This is a genomic window from Arthrobacter sp. NPDC058130 (assembly GCF_042884475.1).
In the GTDB taxonomy this organism is placed as follows: domain Bacteria; phylum Actinomycetota; class Actinomycetes; order Actinomycetales; family Micrococcaceae; genus Arthrobacter.
Window position 1 is genome coordinate 108252 of sequence record NZ_JBHVTV010000008.1, and the last position, 17064, is coordinate 125315.

The following is a 17064-nucleotide window of genomic DNA, read 5'->3' on the forward strand; positions in this document are numbered from 1 at the left end:
GGCACCTACGGAGCAACCGATGCACGGGCGACGACGGCGGCCGTCGCCTCGGCGATCGCCTGCTCCTCGTCGGTGGGTACCACCAGGACAGGCAGGGCCGAAGTCGGGGTGGAAATGACCCGGGGCTCCTTGGACCGTTCCCGGTTCAGCCCGGCGTCGAGCTCCACGCCGAGGGCACCGAGCCGCTGCGCCACCAGGGCGCGGAACTGGTGCGAGTTCTCGCCGATTCCGGCCGTGAACACGAGGGCCTTCGCGCCGCCCACGGCCACGTGGTAGCCGCCGATGTACTTCGCGAGCCGGTAGGACGCGACCGCCAGGGCCATCGCCGCCTTGGCGTCACCGGCCTCCGCAGCCTCCACCACCGAGCGCATGTCATTGTTCCCGGCCAGGCCCTTGAGCCCGGACTGCCGGTTCAGCATCGAGTCCAGGTCCTCGGGAGACCAGCCGGTCCGGCCCAGGAACACCAGGATGGACGGATCCAGGTCGCCGGAACGGGTGCCCATGACGAGCCCCTCAAGGGGGGTGAACCCCATGGAGGTGTCGATCGACTGGCCGCCGCGGATCGCCGTGACCGAGGCGCCGTTCCCAAGGTGGGCGATGACGGCGTCGAACTCCTCCACCGGAACATCCAGCAGCGCGGCCGCCCGGTGCGAAACGTATTCGTGCGAGGTGCCGTGGAACCCGTACCTGCGGATCCCGTGGTTCGTGTAGAGCTCCTCCGGCACCGCATAACGCCAGGCGTGCTCGGGCAGGGTGCGGTGGAACGCGGTGTCGAACACGGCTACCTGCGGCAGCTCGGGCCACTTCCTGGCGATCGCGCGGATGCCCAGGACGTTGGCGGGGTTGTGCAGCGGCGCGAGCGGGTTCAGCCGTTCAATGGCCCGGGTGATCTCGTTGTTGACCAGCACCGGCTCGGCGAAGCGCTCCCCGCCGTGCACCACCCGGTGGCCCACGGCATCGAGCACGCGGTCCCCCAAAGCTGCGTGGATGGCCGCGTCCACCTGCTCCAGCGCCTCGGCGTGGTCGCGCGGGCCCTCGGGCTGGCCGTCGCCCTCGCCGCCGGTCCCCATGCCGATCTTTTCGACCAGGCCTTCGGTGAGCACGCTGCCGGCCTCCACGTCGCGCACCTGGTACTTGAGCGAGGACGAGCCGGAGTTAATGACGAGCACGAGCATGGGGCCTCCTAAGCCTTAGCTTCGACGGGCTGTTCGGATGCGGGCTGGTCCTCGGCCGACTGGGCCTGGATGGCCGTGATGGCCACGGTGTTGACGATGTCCTCCACCGTGCAGCCGCGCGAGAGGTCGTTGACCGGCTTGCGCAGGCCCTGCAGCACCGGCCCGACGGCGACAGCACCCGAGGACTGCTGGACCGCCTTGTAGGTGTTGTTGCCGGTGTTCAGGTCCGGGAAAATGAACACGGTCGCCTGCCCGGCCACGGACGAGCCGGGCATCTTGGACTGGGCGATCGCGGCGTCCACGGCGGCGTCGTACTGGATGGGGCCTTCGACGGCGAGGTCCGGCCGGCGCGTCTTCACGACTTCGGTGGCCTGCCGGACTTTGTCCACCGCCTCACCGGTGCCGGAGCCGCCGGTGGAATAGGACAGCATGGCGACCCGCGGCTCCACGCCGAACTGGTTGGCCGTCTCCGCAGAGGCCAGCGCGATATCCGCGAGTTGCTCGGCGTTCGGGTCCGGGTTGACCGCGCAGTCGCCGTAGACCAGCACCCGGTCCGGCATCAGCATCAGGAACACCGAGGATACGATTTTCACGCCGTCCCGGGTCTTGACGAACTCCAGCGCCGGCCGGATCGTGTGTGCGGTCGTGTGCGCTGCCCCGGACACCATGCCGTCCACGACGCCCAGCTGCACCATCATGGTGCCGAAGTAGCTGCCATCGAGCATGACTTCCAACGCCCGGGCCAGGTCCACGCCCTTGTGCGCCCGCAGCTCCGCGTACTTCTGGGCAAACTGCTGGCGCAGCTCCGACGTCGCGGGGTCCACGATGCTCATGCCCGAGAGGTCGATGCCCTGGGTGGACGCCAGCTCACGGACCGCCGACTCGTTGCCCAGGATCGTGAGGTCGCAGACGTCCCGCCGGTGCAGGATTTCGGCGGCCCGCAGGATCCGCACATCGTTCCCCTCGGGCAGCACGATGTGCCGGCGCTGCAGCCGGGCCCGCTCAATGAGGTCATGCAGGAACCGCAGCGGCGTCATCCGCTCCAGCCGGGGCAGGTGCAGCCGCTCCACCAGCTCGGCCTCGTCCACGCGTTTCGCCCACAGTCCCACGGCCGAGGCCACCTTGCGGCGGTGCCCCGACCAGATCTCGCTGCGGACCTCGGACACCCGTTTGGCGGTGGTGTAGGTGTCGTCCTGGGCCGCGAACACGGGGAACGGCGCCTGCGCCAGCAACGAGTAAATGTTGGGGTCCGGGGCCAGGCCGCCGGTGAGGATCAGCGCCGACGGCACCGGGAACTCCGGCGAGAACGAGGACGCGAGGCAGGCGACCATCACGTCCGCCCGGTCGCCCGGGACGATCACCAGGGCGCCGTCGTCGAGCACATGCAGGAAGTTGGCCACGTTCATGGCCGCCACCTTGATAGCGTGCACGTCGCGTTCCATGTCCGGCCGGCCGGCAACCTGGCGGATCCCCAGGGCCGTGGCGACCTCGCCGGTGGTGGGCCGGGCGATGTCCTCCAGCTCGGGGAAGACGTACACGGGGCGGCCGGACGCGCCGGGCTTCATGGCGGCGGCGATCCCGTCCACGGTCTCCGGGTCGGCACGGTTCACCATGATCGCCAGGAGGCTGCAGCGTTCAGCCGCCAGTTCCTTGCGGGCAACCTCGACGGCGTCGGCCGCCTCCGCGACTGTGAGACCCTTGGCGCCCACCACGGCCACGATGGGGGCCGCCAGGTTGTTCGCGAGGCGTGCGTTGAGGTCGAATTCGACGGCGGCGTCCTGGCCGGTGAGGTCCGTTCCCTCCACGATTACCACGTCGCAGTGGCGGGACATCTCGGCAAAGATCTCCACGCACCGGGAATCGATCTCCGCCCTGTTCCCCTCGGCCAGCAGCGCCCGGACCTCGGCGAACGTCAGGCCGCCGCGGCAGCGCTGGTCATCGAGATCGAACCTGGCCTTCATCAGGGCCACCATGGGGTCCGCCGCGGCGTCGTTGCCATGAACCACGGGCTTGAAAAAGCCGATGCGGTCCGCGTGCCGGTGCAGGGTGTCCGCCAGGCCCAGCGCTATGAGGGACTTGCCGGAGCCCGGGGTGGTCGCGCTGACGTAGATTCCTTTGGCCATGTGTCCCAGCATACTTACACCCCTTGACAGCGGGCACCCGAATGGGATTACCTAATGAACATTCGGTAAATAAAGCTGGAGGCAACGACGCATGGCTGAACTGACGGTTTCCGGGGGCACGCACCCCATCCTGAAAGACGACTACGCCTCGGAATGGATGGGCATCGAAGTCCTGGCGCTGGACGACGGGCATGCCACGATCCGCATGACGCTCCGGCAGGAAATGCTCAACGGCTTCGGCATGGCCCACGGCGGAATGATCTTCGCCTTCGGCGACACCGCCTTCGCCCTGGCCTGCAACCCGGCCAATCCGCAGCCCGGCGCAGCCGGGATGAACACAGACACCATCACCGTTGCCGCCGGCGTCGACATCAACTTCCTGAAGCCCGCCTTCCGCGGGCAAGTGCTGACCGCCGTCGCGAACCGCCGCGCCAGCACCGGGCGCAGCGGTCTGTACGACATCCAGATCTATGCCGCCGACCCCGGCGCGTCCACACCCGCGGCACCGGCCGGCGCGGCCCCCGCAGCCACCCTTCCGGGCCAGCTCCCCACGGATATCGCCCGGGGCGAACTCATCGCCGAGTTCCGCGGCCGCAGCCGCACCATCTCCAAGAAATAGAAGCAGGGAACCACAGATGATCCAAGAAACTGCCGCCACCACTGATGCTGTCCTGGACCGCGAGGAGACCATCTCGCGCGACGAACTCGAGGCGCTTCAGCTCAGCCGCCTGCAGCACACCGTGGCCTACGCCTACGACCGTGTTCCCCTGTACAAGCGCAAGTTCGACGATGCCGGCGTCCACCCGACGGACCTGCGTGAGCTCTCCGACCTCGGCAAGTTCCCCTTCACCACCAAGGAGGACCTCCGGCTCGAGTACCCCTTCGGCATGTTTGCCGTGCCGCAGCACGAGGTTGCCCGGATCCACGCGAGCTCCGGCACTACGGGCCGCGCCACAGTGGTGGGCTACACGAAGAAGGACCTCGCCGACTGGGCCAAGCTGGTGGCCCGCTCGCTGCGCGCCTCCGGCGTCCGGCCGGGCATGAAGGTCCACAACGCCTACGGCTACGGCCTGTTCACCGGCGGCATGGGCGCCCACGCCGGCGCAGAGGCCCTCGGCTGCACCGTCATCCCGATCTCCGGCGGCCAGACCGAACGCCAGATCACCCTCATCCAGGACTTCAAGCCCGACGCCATCCTGGCCACCCCGACCTACCTGCTGACCATCGCCGACGCAATGATCAAGCAGGGCATCGACCCGGCCTCCACGTCGCTGAAGTACGCGGTCCTGGGCGCCGAGCCGTGGACCGAGGAAATGCGGCACGAGCTCGAGACCACCATGAACCTCAAAGCCTGCGACATCTATGGCCTCTCCGAGGTCATGGGCCCGGGCGTCGCCGGCGAAGCCGTGGAAACGCAGGACGGCAGCCACATCTGGGAGGACCACTTCCGGCCCGAGATCATCGATGCCTTCGACCCCTCCGTGGTGTTGGGCGACGGCGAACCGGGCGAGCTCGTCTTCACCTCCCTGACCAAGGAGGCGCTGCCGATCATCCGGTACCGCACCAAGGACCTCACCCGCTTGCTGCCGGGCACGGCGCGCCCGGCGCACCGCCGCATGGGCCGCATCACCGGCCGCAGCGACGACATGATCATCCTGCGCGGCGTGAACCTCTTCCCGTCGCAGATCGAGGAAATCGCCCTGCGCATCCCCGAGCTCAGCCCGCACTTCCAGCTGGAACTTACCCGGCCCGAGGGCCATCGGATGGACCAGATGACCGTCAAGATCGAGCGCCGCGACGCCGTCACGGTCGAGGGCGCCGCGGCCGCGGCCAAGGTCCTGCAGCAGCAGATCAAGATCCACGTCGGCTCCTCCTGCGCCGTCGACGTCGTCGAGCCCGGCTCCCTGGAGCGCTCGAACGGCAAGCTGCGCCGGATCTACGACATGCGCCCCAAAGGCTGAGTGACCGACCGTTCATGAGAAACTAGCGAGTATGCCCACCACAGCACCCACCACCAAGCGCGGCCGTCCCGGCTATGACCAGCAATCGGTCCTGCTGATCGCCGTCGACGTCTTCAACCGCCACGGCTATGACGCCACCTCGATGGGAATCCTCGCCGAGAACCTGGGCATCTCCAAGTCCGCGATCTACCACCACGTGCCGTCCAAGGGCGATCTGCTCAAGCTCGCCCTGGACCACGCCCTCGGCGGCCTTGAGGCCATCCTGGACCAGCCCGAGGCGCAGACAGGATCGGCCGATGCCCGGCTGGAATTCGTGGTGCGCCAGACCATCTCGGTCTTGGTGGAACGCCTGCCGTTCGTCACCCTGCTGCTGCGGCTGCGCGGCAACACCGAAATCGAGCGCAACGCCCTGGAACGCCGGCGCACCTTCGACCACAAGGTCGCCGCCCTGATCTCCAAGGCCCGGGACGAGGGCTCGCTGCGCCAGGACATCGACCCCCGCACGGTCACCCGACTGCTTTTCGGCACCATCAACTCGATCGTCGAATGGTACAAGCCCGGCGGTTCGCTCTCCCCGGAGAAGCTGGCCGACGACGTCATCACCATGGCGTTCCACGGCCTCCACGTCCCCGGCTAACCGCTGCCCTAACCCCGGCCCGCCGCAGCACAGGGCGCCGTTGACGACGCGGCGCCCCGGGTCCACGCTGTGAGGATGGCCACCAGATTATCGAAGGTGCTCATTGGCGCTTTCCCCCAACTACGCTACGAACCCACTGCCAAAAGGATCCGCGCGAGCCTCGGCGGGAACCCCGTCGTCGACACGTCGCAGGCCTGGCTGGTCTGGGAACCGCACCGGGTCACCCCCATCTTTGCCGTGCCGGAACAGGGACTGCTGGCGGAACTCGCCCCGCCGGCCCTCCCGGCGCCCGCGGTGGAGGAGCACGCCTTCGCCCTCCGGCAGGGCGAGGCACGGACCTCCCTCGACCCCGGAACGAAGTTTGGCAAGCACACCTGCGCCGGCGAGGAACTCGACGTCGTGACGGCGGCGGCAACGGCCCCCCGGGCAGGCTTCCGGCCCGAGGACCCTGACCTGGCCGGCTACGTGGTGCTGGATTTCTCCGCCTTCGAGTGGCTTGAAGACGATGAGGAGATCATCGGCCACCCCCGTGATCCGTTCCACCGCGTCGATATCCGCGCGTCGTCCTTGGATGTGGAGGTGGCGCTCGACGGCGTGTCGCTGGCCCGGACGACCGGCGCGCAGTTCCTCTACGAGACCCTGCTTCCGGTGCGGTACTACATCCCGCCGTCGGACGTGCGGCTGGATCTGATGGACGAGAGCCCCAAGCGGACCGTCTGCCCCTACAAGGGCCAGGCGAGCTACTGGAGCTACCCGGGGTCGGCGGAGGGCCGGAACATCGCGTGGAGCTATGACCGCCGGTACCGCGACGCCGCCCAGATCCACGGCCTCATCAGTTTCTACAATGAGCGCGTGGACCTGAAGGTCGACGGCGTGCTGCAGCCCCGCCCGGTGTCGCCGTGGTCCCGCCGGGACAGTTCCTCCGGTCCGGGCAGTCCAGGGAGTCCGGGGGGTCCGGGCAGTCCGGGCAGTCCGGGGGCACTTTGACGGCGGCTGCCATCTCGTCGCGGGCTAGTGTCGGCGTCAATGTGGTCCCGCTCGGCAGGCTCGGGCACAGAAGAAGCGCCCTGGCTCTCGCCGGGGCGCTTCTTTTATGCCGGACCGCTCAGGCCAGGTTCAGAGCTGGTAATCAGCTGCCGTGGTGATGTCCTCGTGCACGCAAAGGATGTTGTGCTCGGAGTCCATGAACCAGGCGCACTTCTCGGAATCCGTCGTACAAATGTGGTTCTCGGTCTTGAGATCCGGGAGATCGTAGTCCTGGAACATTACGCCCTTGGCTTCCATCTCCTGGACGGTGCGTTCGATCTCGCTGACTTCGAAACTCAGGGTGGTGTGCTCTGAATGCTTTCCATCCTTGACTGGCATCAGCTGCAGCATGGGGCCGCCCGCTGAACCGAACAATTCGCTTCCGTCCTCTGCCACTCCCCGGTGCGGGAGACCGAGCGTCTCGGCATAGAAACGCCGGGCGCGTTCTGCATCATCGACTGGCAGGACCGTTGTGGCTTTGTTGAGTACTAGGGTCATTTCGCCACCTCCTACGAGCAAGATTTTACGCCGGAGCGGGGTGGAAAGACCCTCCAAATTGCGCCCGCGAATGGGGATCCTCGCCCTGCCCCACCCCTGGTTGCGCTATCACTTGTGGCTGCCATTTCGGCCTTTTGGCAACCATACGTGATAGCGCAACGGGAGGGAGCGTCGGGAGGGAGCGCCGGGAGGCGGCGGCTACTTCTCGACGAGGGTCAGGACGTCGTACGTGGCCACGATTTCGTCGTTCTGGTTGGTCAAGACGGCGTCCCAGGCCACCTCGCCATACTCGTCGGTCTCGCGCGGGGTGATCTTCTTGGCCGTCAGCGTGACCCGGATGGAGTCGCCGGCGGCCACCGGGGTGATGAAGCGCAGGTTCTCCAGGCCGTAGTTGGCCAGGACCGGGCCCGGGGCGGGCTCCACGAACAGGCCGGCGGCCCAGCTGAGCAGCAGGTAGCCGTGCGCCACGATGCCCGGGAAGAACGGGTTGGCCTCGGCGGCCTCCTGGTTGGTGTGGGCGTAGAAGGTGTCGCCGGTGGAGTTCGCGAACTTCGTGATTTCCTCCAGGCTCACTTCGCGCAGTTCCGAGCGGATGGCGTCGCCGATGTGCAGCGTGGCCAGGGACTTCCGGAACGGGTGCTGGCCCTCGGTCTCGAGCGTGAAGTTGCGGTCCGCACCGGTGTGCCAGACCCCGGTGACGGCGGTCAGCATGTTGGGCGAGCCCTGGATGGCGGTGCGCTGCATGTGGTGCATCACCGAGCGGATGCCGCCGAGTTCCTCGCCGCCGCCGGCGCGGCCGGGCCCGCCGTGGACCAGGTGCGGGACCGGGGAGCCGTGGCCGGTGGAGCTGCGGGCGTCCTCCCGGTTGAGCATGAGCACGCGGCCGTGGTGGGCGGCAATTCCGGTGACGAGTTCGCGGGCAACCCCGGGATCGTTCGTGCAGACCGAGGCGACCAGCGAGCCGCCGCCGCGGGCGGCGAGGCGGACGGCGTCGGCCAGGTCGGTGTAGCCGATCACCGAGGACACGGGGCCGAAGGCCTCGAGCGAGTGGACCTCCTCGGCCTCCGGGTTGGCCCAGCTCAGCAGGACCGGGGACATGAAGGCACCGCCGTCGACGACGCCGACGCTGCCGTCCGCGCTGGTGACCTTCGGCGCGTCGAGCGTGCCGTAGGCCAGTTCGCCGCCGGCGTCGAGCATGGACTGGACGGCGGCGCGCACGTCGGCGAGCTGCTCGAGGGAGGCAAGGGCGCCCATCGTGACGCCCTCCGCGCGCGGGTCGCCGAGCACGACGCGTTCGCGGACGCGGTCCCCCACGGCGGCGACGACGTCGGACACGAGTTCCTGCGGCACGATCGCGCGGCGGATGGAGGTGCATTTCTGGCCGGCCTTGGCGGTCATCTCAGTGACGAGGGACTTGATGAAGGCGTCGAATTCCGGCGTGCCCTTGACGGCGTCCGGGCCCAGGATCGCGGCGTTGAGGGAGTCGGTCTCGGAGGTGAAACGGACCCCGCCCTTGACCACGTTGGCGTGGGACTTGAGCGTGTTGGCGGTCGAGGCGGAGCCGGTGAAGGCGACGAGGTCGCGGTAGTCCAGGTGGTCCAGCAGGGTGCGGACGGAGCCGGAGATCAGCTGCAGCGAACCCTTGGGCAGGACGCCGGATTCGTCGATCGCCTTGACCACGGCGGCGGCCACGTAGCCGGTGGGGGTGGCCGGTTTGACGATGGTGGGCACGCCGGCGAGGAAGGCCGGGGCGAGCTTCTCCAGCATGCCCCAGACCGGGAAGTTGAAGGCGTTGATCTGCACGGCCACGCCAGGAATGCGGGTGTAGATGTGCTCGCCGGCGAACGACCCGTCCCGGGACAGCACCTCCATGGGGCCATCCACCACGACCTGGGCGTTGGGCAGTTCCCGGCGGCCCTTGGAGCCGAAGGTGAACAGGACACCGATGCCGCCGTCGATGTCGATCATCGAGTCGATCTTGGTGGCACCGGTCTGGGCGGAGAGCGCGTAGAACTCCTCGCGCCGGCCGTTGAGGTACTGCGCGAGTTCCTTGAGCTTGAGGGCCCGCTGGTGGAAGGTCAGGGTGCCCAGTCCCGCCTGGCCGGTGGTGCGGCCGTAATCCACGACGCCGGCGAGGTCCAGTCCCTCGGTGCTCACCTTGGCCAGGAGTTCGCCGGTGCTGGCGTCCAGGACCGGCGCGGCACCGGCGGCGGTGGCGGCGTCGGGAGTCCACCAGGAACCCCGGATGAAGCTGGGGACGATCTCTACAGTGTCTATGGTGGGTACGGCTGTGGTGGTCATCGTTGACGGGTCCTTCCATCGCGGGGCAAGATCAACACGGCCGGAACATTACTGACCGTCCGTTCGGTAATATGTTCTAGAGTACATGAATGAGGCCTGCCGCACACTAGCAGCGGGGGCACCGACCGGCAGGCCCCCGGCCGGCCGGCAACAAAGGAGACACGATGACGCCCGAGACCGGCAGCACCGAGACGTGGAAGATCACCCTCGGGGAACTCGACGAGAAAATGGGCGTGAAGATCCTCGAGGAGTCCGTGGACCGGGTTGTGGCGACCATGCCGGTGGAAGGGAACCGGCAGTCGTTCGGGCTCCTGCACGGCGGCGCCTCACTGGCAGTCGGCGAGGCCGTGGGCTCCTGGGCGGCCGTCATCCACGCCAGCACCCTGGGCAAGACGGCGGTGGGCGTGGACGTCTCGGCCACGCACCACAAGTCGGCCCGCGAGGGGCTGATCACCATCACGGCGACCCCCATCCACCTGGGCGGCACCCTGACCACGCACGAGGTGCTGATCACCAACGAGGCCGGCCAGCGGCTCTGCACGCTGCGGATCACCAACCTCCTGCTCGACCGCAAGGCCTGACCCGCGAGAGTGGCGGCCGGCCCGGGCCCCGAACGCTCGAGGTCTGCCCTCTGCATCCCGCCCGGACCGTCGAGTTCGCCGGAAAGCTGCGGGTTCGCGGCTAATTTACGGCGAGCCCGCAGGGTACCGGCGAACTCGGGCCGGATTCAGTACATCGATCTTCCGCAGCGATGTAGAGCCGATCGACCCGGATAGGCCGCTCCCCCGGCTGTTAGCTTGGAAGTGCTGAGTCGCCCGACACCGCCGGGCGCGACCGGTCTCCGGAAGGAATCCACCATGCTCTCGGACACATCACTGCCCGTCATCCAGGCAACACTTCCCGTGGTCGGCGAGCACGTCGAAGAGATCGCCCAGCGTTTCTACAAACATATGTTCGAGGCCCGTCCGGATCTCCTGGATGGCCTCTTCAACCGTGGGAACCAGGCGGACGGCCGCCAGCAGCAGGCCCTCGCCGGATCCATCGCCGCCTTCGCCACCATGCTCGTGGACAAACCGGATCAGTTGCCGGACCATCTGCTCTCCCGGGTGGCGCACAAGCACGTCTCGCTGGGACTGAGTCCGGACCAATACCAGGTTGTCCACGACCACCTCATGTGGGCGATCGTGGATGTCCTGGGCGAAGCCGTGACTCCCGAGGTCGCCGCCGCCTGGGACGAGGTCTACTGGCTGATGGCAAACCTGCTCATCAATAAGGAGCGGGGGCTGTACAACGCCGTGCACCTCTCCCCCGAGACCATCTGGCGCACGTGGAGGGTGGTGCAGCGGATCCAGGAGACGGACGACGTCGTCTCCTTCGTGGTCGAGCGGACCGACGAGCGCGACGTCAAGCCGTCCCTGCCGGGGCAGTACGTCACCATCAAGATGACGATGCCCGACGGCGTGCATCAGCCGCGGCAATACAGCCTGACCAAGGCCGACGACGGGCAGCACCGGCAGTTCGCCGTCAAGCGGGTCCATGGCCTCGGGAAACCCGACGGCGAGATGTCCACGCTGCTCCACAACGACGTCCAAGTGGGCGACGAGGTGGTGCTCTCGGCACCGTTCGGCGATGTGGTGCTGGAGTACACGGACCGGCCCCTGGTTATGGCCAGCGCCGGAATCGGCATCACTCCCATGGCCGGGATGCTCTCCCACCTCGTGCAGTCCGGTTCCCAGCGCCAGGTGATGCTCCTGCATGCCGATGACAGCGAGGCATCCTTCCCGCTCCGCGCGCAGGTCACGGAGGATCTCGCGAGGCTGGCGGACGGGACACTGAAGACGTGGTTCCTGACCCCCGCCGAGGCCGGCGGGGCGTCCGGAGCCACGTTCTCCGGTTTCATGGACGTCAGCAACGTGGAACTCCCCGACGACGCCGAGTACTACCTCTGTGGTCCCCTGCCGTTCCTCAAGTCGGTTCGCAGCGCCTTGGTCGCCGGTGGCGTACCGGTCAAGGACATTCAATACGAGGTGTTCGGCCCGGATCTCTGGTTGGCTGACTTTCAGTAACCGCGGCCCGCTGTTCCGCCCGGCGCCCTCGAGTTCGCCGGAAAGCTGCGGGCTCGCGGATAATTTACGGCGAGCCCGCAGTGTTCCGGCGAGCTCGGGCCCGGACGCCGGGAGGCGTGACCAGGGGCCGGGAGCCGGAGACTCTGCTAGCGGCGCGCCCGGCGCCGCCCGAAGGCCACGAAGGCCGCGCCGAGCAGCAGGGCTCCGGCGCCGAGGCCCGCAGCGGGCAACAGCCCCGCAGCACCTGTGCTGGCCAGCTGGCCGGCATCGCCCGGCGATTGGCCGCCCACTGTCACGGAAGCGTCCGACGGCGGGACGGGAGCCTGTGCCGGGTCGGCCGGCGCGGCGGGGGGTCCCGGCTGCTGCGCGCCCGGCTGCTGTGCGCCCGGCTGCTGTGCGGTCGGCTGGCCGGGGGTCGGCTGGCTCGGTGCCGGCCCTTGGCCCGGGGTCTCGTTAGGGGTCCCATCATGGGTACCCGCGGAGACAGGTGCCGCGTCGACGGTGAACGCCACGGTGGCCGGAAGTGAGGCGACACCGTCCATGGCTTGGGTCACCGTCAGAGTGTGCGCCCCGGTGGCCAATCCTGCGGGGAACGGGACACTCCACCGGGCGCCGCCGGACAGGTTCCGTGGAATCCGAGGCTGAAGCGCGGCCCGTGCCCCGGCCCCCAACCCTGACTCGCCGGAGCCGGCCTGCGCTGATCCAATAGCCGCACCATCGACGGCCACGGTCAGCTTGGCACCGTCAACGGCTGTGCCGGTGATGCTGGCGGGCAGGGCGTCCTGGCGCAGGTGCTTGCCATCCCGCGGGCTCGACACCGCCGGAGCGGGCGGAATGACGGAGAACGTGCGGGTCACCGCAGGGCTGTCCGCCTCTCCGGCGGCCGTGAGCACCGCCGTGACCGAAACTTTCCCGAAGACCGGCTGGTCGGCCACGTTGATGCTCCACCGTCCGTCGGCAGCGATTGTGCCCGTGCCGGTGAAGTCGCCGGAGAGCCGCACCGTGCGGCCGGCTTCTCCGGTGCCCTCGATCGTGTCGACGGCGGTGAGCGCCGGGCCGTCCGCAGGAGAGGTGATGGCCGGGGCGGTGAGGACGGAAACGTCGACGGACAGGGAGACTGCCCCGGAACGGCTGAACCCGTTCACGGTTTCAGCCGAGAATGTGTAATGCCCTGCCGACGACGGCGCGGGGATCTGCCAGTTTCCCGAAGCGTCGACCGGTACATCCACCGGCTGGGCGGCCTTCTGGCCCGATTTCTGGCTTTTGACGGTGATGCGGACCTTGGAATTGGGAGCCACCACGGAGGCCGAACCGGCACCCACGTGCCCCGTAATGGGCTCACCAGCGGTGACAGTTCCGTTGGCGGTTTTCGTGAGCGTCGGCTTGTTCAGGAACAGCTGCAGCTGGACGCCGCCGGGAATCCGTCCAATGGCGTCCTCGAGCGTGGTCGCGATCGCCCGGGTCTGCACGCCACCTTCGCTCTCGGCCCCGGTGTGCATGCCGACCGCGAAGTTCCCGCTGATCCACGGCCCGCCGGAGTCTCCGGGGCGGGACTTGACGGTGCTGGAGTCGAAGCCGTTCAGTGCCCGGAGGTCGTTGTTGTAGTCCGGGGGCAGGGAGTTCGGTCCGGCGATGACCCACGTTCCCACCGAGTCCACGGTCCCGCACGACCAGCCGAGGGTCCGGCCGGACCGGCACACGGGCTGGCCCTGGAACGGGGCCACGGTTCCCACGATTTTTACCGACGTCGGCCCCGGGTCGGCGGGGTTGTCCCACCGCGTGATGGCGGGCTGGAGATCCACGCCGCTCCGGATGCCCTTGAGGACGGCGATGTCCGTGCCGACGTTGGTGCCGTCCGGGGCCACGGTGGAGTTGTCCGGACCGCCGAACTGGCTGAACCCGAACGTCCCCAGGATCCCGGCGGCCGCACCCGAACCCGGGGTGCCTGAACCGGCGCCACTGGCCGCCGGCGCCCCGGCGGGGTCTTCAATCCGGGCCTGTTTCGCGGCACCGTCATCGGCACAGTGCCCTGCCGTCAGGACCAGCGGCTCACCTGCCGGGTCGAACGCCCCGAACCCGGCCGAGCACAGCGTGCGGCCGTCAATGATGTAGCCCTGGCCGCCAAAGAAGTCCCCTTCCGTGGCGATCCGCGATCCCTGTTCCAGCGCCACGTTGGCGTAGCGGGCCACGAAGTCCGCCGCGGACATCTTCGCCTTCGCACCGTGCCCTGCCGCCGGTTCAGCGGCCAGGCTGGCGTCGGTGCCGGCGGAGGGCTCCGCGCCGGCGGCCGGAACAGGGGCCGGGACAGACTGCGCGGTGTTGGTGCCGCCGGTGCGGATGACGAAGTGGCCGTTGGCGTACGTGACGGCCTGCAGCCCGGCGGCCCCGACCTCGCGGACGTAGGCCTCGAACAGCTGCTGCGTGCTGGAAGCCAGGAGCTCCGCGGCCGACGGGACCACAGCCGCGGCCGCAGGGGCGGCGAGCACGAAATCGGCCGGGCCGGACCCGTTCAGCTCGGCCACGCGGGCCAGGAGCTCAGGACCGCTGCCTTCCACCGCGATCTTGCCGCCGGCGAGCCTGATCCCCACATAGCCGGGGAGGGCGCGCAGGGAGGGCGCGGCGTCGGCGGCCCTCCGGGCCAGTGCGCCGGCGGCGTCGAATTCCGCCATGGTCATGCCGAGGTCGCGCTGCACGGCCTCGGCGAGGCCGGCATCGTTGATGGGTGCGCTGGAGGGCGCCGCAGAAGACTCAGCGGGTGAAGAGTCAGCGGACGAAGCGGAAGAGTCGGTGGGGACCGGCGCCGCCGTCGTCGAGCCGGAAGGAACCGGGGCCGGCGTTCCGGAGCCGGCTTCGGCCAGCGCCGGAACGGCGGACAAGGCGCCGGCGGACACCGTACCGGCAAGCGCAATCGCGAGGGCCGCGGCGGCCCGCACCATCGGCTGGAACTTCGGAGTCTTCACCCGGCTACCCTACCTGCGGGCCAGCCGATCTGCCGAGCTTGGCAAGGATCGCCGCGAGTTCCCTGGACGTCACGCCCTGGCGGCCCAGATAGTCGGCGGTGTTCAGGGACCGGACAAACTGCAGCAGGCTTTCGCCCCGGGATTCCAGCAGGGGCAGCAGGACGTCGTCGGGCAGGAACCGTTCGTGTGGATGCGGGACGACGGCGCGCCGGTGGTGCTCGTTGATGCCCCGCATGGAGCGCTGGTAGCCGCGCACAATGGCCTCGTCGCTGTGCCCGGCGAGGTCCTGGAGCATGGCGGCGATCATGCCGCTGCGGTCCCGGCCGGCGGAGCAATGGATGACCACGCCGCCGTCCGCGGCGGCCACTGCTTTGAACACGCCGGCCAGCAGGTCCGGGAACAGCCTGGCGTTGTCGGCATAGGAGGCCGGGTCGTTCAGGTAGGGCACGCAGAGCGCGCGGAATTCGGCGTTGTCCGGGTCTTCGGTGGGGGCCAGCACCACGTCGAAGCCGGCCAGGGCAGCCGCCGCCACCGGCGGGTCGGTCTCCCGGCGCCGGATTTCGGTTTCGTTGCGGAGGTCGATCACGGTCCGGATGCCGTGCCGGTGTGCCTGCCGCCAGCCGGCCTCAGTCAGCCATTCCCGGCGCCCCATCCGGTACACGTCCCCGGCCACATGCCACGCGTTGACGGCCCCGTCCCACTCCATTGCTCCGGGCACCGTGGTACCGGACTCGTCGCTTCCGCCTGCCCGCCGCAGGCCTCCGGCAGCCATTACCGGGCCCTGGCCAGCCGGGCCTCCAGCCCGTTCCGGACCATGGGCCACTCGTGTTCGAGAATGGAAAACACGACAGTATCCCGCAGCGCACCGTCGCCGGAACGCGTGTGGCTGCGGAGCACGCCGTCCTGCTTGGCGCCGAGCCGGGCGATCGCCTCGCGGGACTGGTGGTTGAGCCAGTGGGTCCGGAACTCGACGGCGGGGCAGCCCAGCGTCTCGAAGGCGTGCCGCAGCAGCAGCAACTTCGAGTCCGGGTTGCTGCCGCTGCCATGTGCGGACGCCGCGTTCCAGGTGGAGCCGATCTCCACGCGGGGCGTGGCGGCGTCGATGTTCATATACGTGGTCATGCCGATCACCCGGCCCGGCCCGGCCGTGGCGGGGTCAAGCAGGCGGGTGGTGAAGGGAAGCATGGACCCCTGTTCCTGCAGCGTGAGCCGGCGGTCAATCTCGGCCGCCATCGCCTCCGGGGCCGGGACGGAGGTGTACCAGAGCTTCCACAGTTCGCCGTCGCTGGCCGCCTCCACCAGGCCGTCGTGGTGGTCCTGGCTCAGCGGCTCCAGGACGACGTATTTGCCGGTCAGGGTGATGGGGGCGATCGCGGGGCGGTCCAGGGAAGTCACCGCACCATCCTAGGGTCACGGACCGACGCCGGTCACTTGGTCCAGTCGAAGAAGCCCTTGCCGGACTTGCGGCCCAGTTCCCCGCGGGCCACCTTGTCGCGGAGGATCTGCGGCGGGGCGAAGCGGTCGCCCAGGGTGGACTGCAGGTATTCCGCGATGCCGAGGCGCACGTCAAGGCCCACGATGTCGGTGGTCCGCAGCGGGCCCGTGGGGTGCTTGTAGCCCAGGACCATGGCGTTGTCGATGTCCTCGGCGCTGGCCACGCCCTCTTCCACCATGCGCATCGCTTCGAGGGCGATCGCGACGCCCAGCCGGGAGGAGGCGAAGCCGGGCGCGTCGTTGACCACGACGGCGGTCTTGCCCAGGGCCTCGACCCAGCCGCGGGCGGCCCGGGCCAGGGCGTCGGACGTCTGCTCGCCGAGGACCACCTCGATGAGCGTCGACGCCGGCACCGGGTTGAAGAAGTGCAGGCCCAGGAAGTTCTGCGGCCGCTTCAGCTCGCGGGCCAGCCCGTTGACCGACAGCGACGACGTGTTGGAGGCGAGGTAGGCGTCGTCGGCAAGCCGCTCCTCGATGCCGCGCAGGGCGGTGACCTTCAGATCCCAGTCCTCCGGAACGGCCTCGACTACCAGCTGCCGTCCGGCAAAGTCGTCGTAGTCCACGGTGACGGCGAGCCGGGAGGCCATCTCGTCCAGGTTGCCATCCACGGCACCGCGCTCAATGCTCTTGGCCGCGGCGGACTCGACCCGCTCGCGGGCGGCCTCGGCCGATGCCTCGTCGCGCTCGACGACCAGGACATTGGCTCCCTTGATCAGGAAGGCGTGGGCGATGCCTGCGCCCATGCGCCCGCCGCCGAGAACTCCCACGAAGTGGGGAGAAAAACTGTTGGGAAGGTTGGCGGGGAGTGCGGGGTTGCCCATAT

14 protein-coding genes are annotated in these 17064 nt (G+C 68.9%); 6 read left to right on the top strand and 8 right to left on the bottom strand.

Annotation, left to right across the window (positions count from 1 at the left end):
• Nucleotides 1-5: 5 nt before the first annotated feature.
• Complete coding sequence (locus tag ACFVTM_RS14605) at nt 6-1175, bottom strand: acetate kinase (protein ID WP_390204192.1); 1170 nt, start codon at nt 1173-1175, stop codon at nt 6-8.
• Between the two features lie 8 nt (nt 1176-1183).
• Nucleotides 1184-3298 carry a phosphate acetyltransferase gene (pta, locus tag ACFVTM_RS14610; protein WP_390204193.1) on the bottom strand — a complete coding sequence of 705 codons (2115 nt, stop codon included), beginning with the start codon at nt 3296-3298 and terminating at the stop codon, nt 1184-1186.
• Between the two features lie 91 nt (nt 3299-3389).
• On the opposite strand from pta, the gene ACFVTM_RS14615 reads away from it, so the two are divergent.
• From ACFVTM_RS14615 to ACFVTM_RS14630, 4 genes are all read left to right on the top strand, one after another.
• Nucleotides 3390-3917: a hotdog fold thioesterase gene (locus ACFVTM_RS14615; RefSeq protein WP_390204194.1), complete on the top strand. Its 528-nt coding sequence runs from the start codon at nt 3390-3392 to the stop codon at nt 3915-3917.
• A gap of 16 nt (nt 3918-3933) precedes the next feature.
• Complete coding sequence (gene paaK / locus ACFVTM_RS14620; protein ID WP_390204195.1) at nt 3934-5259, top strand: phenylacetate--CoA ligase PaaK; 1326 nt, start codon at nt 3934-3936, stop codon at nt 5257-5259.
• 31 nt (nt 5260-5290) lie between these two features.
• On the top strand, nt 5291-5896 hold the full coding sequence (locus tag ACFVTM_RS14625) for a TetR/AcrR family transcriptional regulator (RefSeq protein WP_390204196.1): 606 nt from the start codon (nt 5291-5293) through the stop codon (nt 5894-5896).
• Nucleotides 5897-5971: 75 nt separating this feature from the next.
• A complete protein-coding gene (locus tag ACFVTM_RS14630) occupies nt 5972-6883 on the top strand; it encodes a DUF427 domain-containing protein (protein ID WP_390204197.1) in 912 nt (303 codons plus the stop codon).
• Between the two features lie 129 nt (nt 6884-7012).
• Here the strand turns inward: ACFVTM_RS14630 and ACFVTM_RS14635 are convergent, their stop codons facing one another.
• Nucleotides 7013-7420, bottom strand: coding sequence for a VOC family protein (locus ACFVTM_RS14635; RefSeq protein WP_390204198.1), 408 nt, complete (start codon nt 7418-7420; stop codon nt 7013-7015).
• A 198-nt stretch (nt 7421-7618) separates the two neighbouring features.
• Complete coding sequence (paaZ, locus tag ACFVTM_RS14640; RefSeq protein ID WP_390204199.1) at nt 7619-9721, bottom strand: phenylacetic acid degradation bifunctional protein PaaZ; 2103 nt, start codon at nt 9719-9721, stop codon at nt 7619-7621.
• 164 nt (nt 9722-9885) lie between these two features.
• On the opposite strand from paaZ, the gene ACFVTM_RS14645 reads away from it, so the two are divergent.
• The gene (locus tag ACFVTM_RS14645) at nt 9886-10302 is read left to right on the top strand and encodes a PaaI family thioesterase (protein WP_390204200.1); all 417 of its coding nucleotides are present in this window, start codon (nt 9886-9888) and stop codon (nt 10300-10302) included.
• Between the two features lie 276 nt (nt 10303-10578).
• The gene (locus ACFVTM_RS14650; RefSeq protein ID WP_390204201.1) at nt 10579-11787 is read left to right on the top strand and encodes a globin domain-containing protein; all 1209 of its coding nucleotides are present in this window, start codon (nt 10579-10581) and stop codon (nt 11785-11787) included.
• A gap of 146 nt (nt 11788-11933) precedes the next feature.
• Here ACFVTM_RS14650 and ACFVTM_RS14655 read toward each other — a convergent pair whose 3' ends face one another.
• From ACFVTM_RS14655 to ACFVTM_RS14670, 4 genes are all read right to left on the bottom strand, one after another.
• Nucleotides 11934-14747, bottom strand: a complete 2814-nt coding sequence (locus ACFVTM_RS14655; protein WP_390204202.1) for a trypsin-like serine protease — start codon at nt 14745-14747, stop codon at nt 11934-11936.
• A gap of 4 nt (nt 14748-14751) precedes the next feature.
• Nucleotides 14752-15453, bottom strand: coding sequence for a tyrosine-protein phosphatase (locus ACFVTM_RS14660; RefSeq protein WP_390204310.1), 702 nt, complete (start codon nt 15451-15453; stop codon nt 14752-14754).
• A 65-nt stretch (nt 15454-15518) separates the two neighbouring features.
• The gene (locus tag ACFVTM_RS14665) at nt 15519-16142 is read right to left on the bottom strand and encodes a GNAT family N-acetyltransferase (protein ID WP_390204203.1); all 624 of its coding nucleotides are present in this window, start codon (nt 16140-16142) and stop codon (nt 15519-15521) included.
• Between the two features lie 32 nt (nt 16143-16174).
• Entirely contained in the window at nt 16175-17062 is an 888-nt protein-coding gene (locus tag ACFVTM_RS14670; protein ID WP_390204204.1) for a 3-hydroxyacyl-CoA dehydrogenase family protein, read from the bottom strand.
• Nucleotides 17063-17064 lie beyond the last annotated feature (2 nt).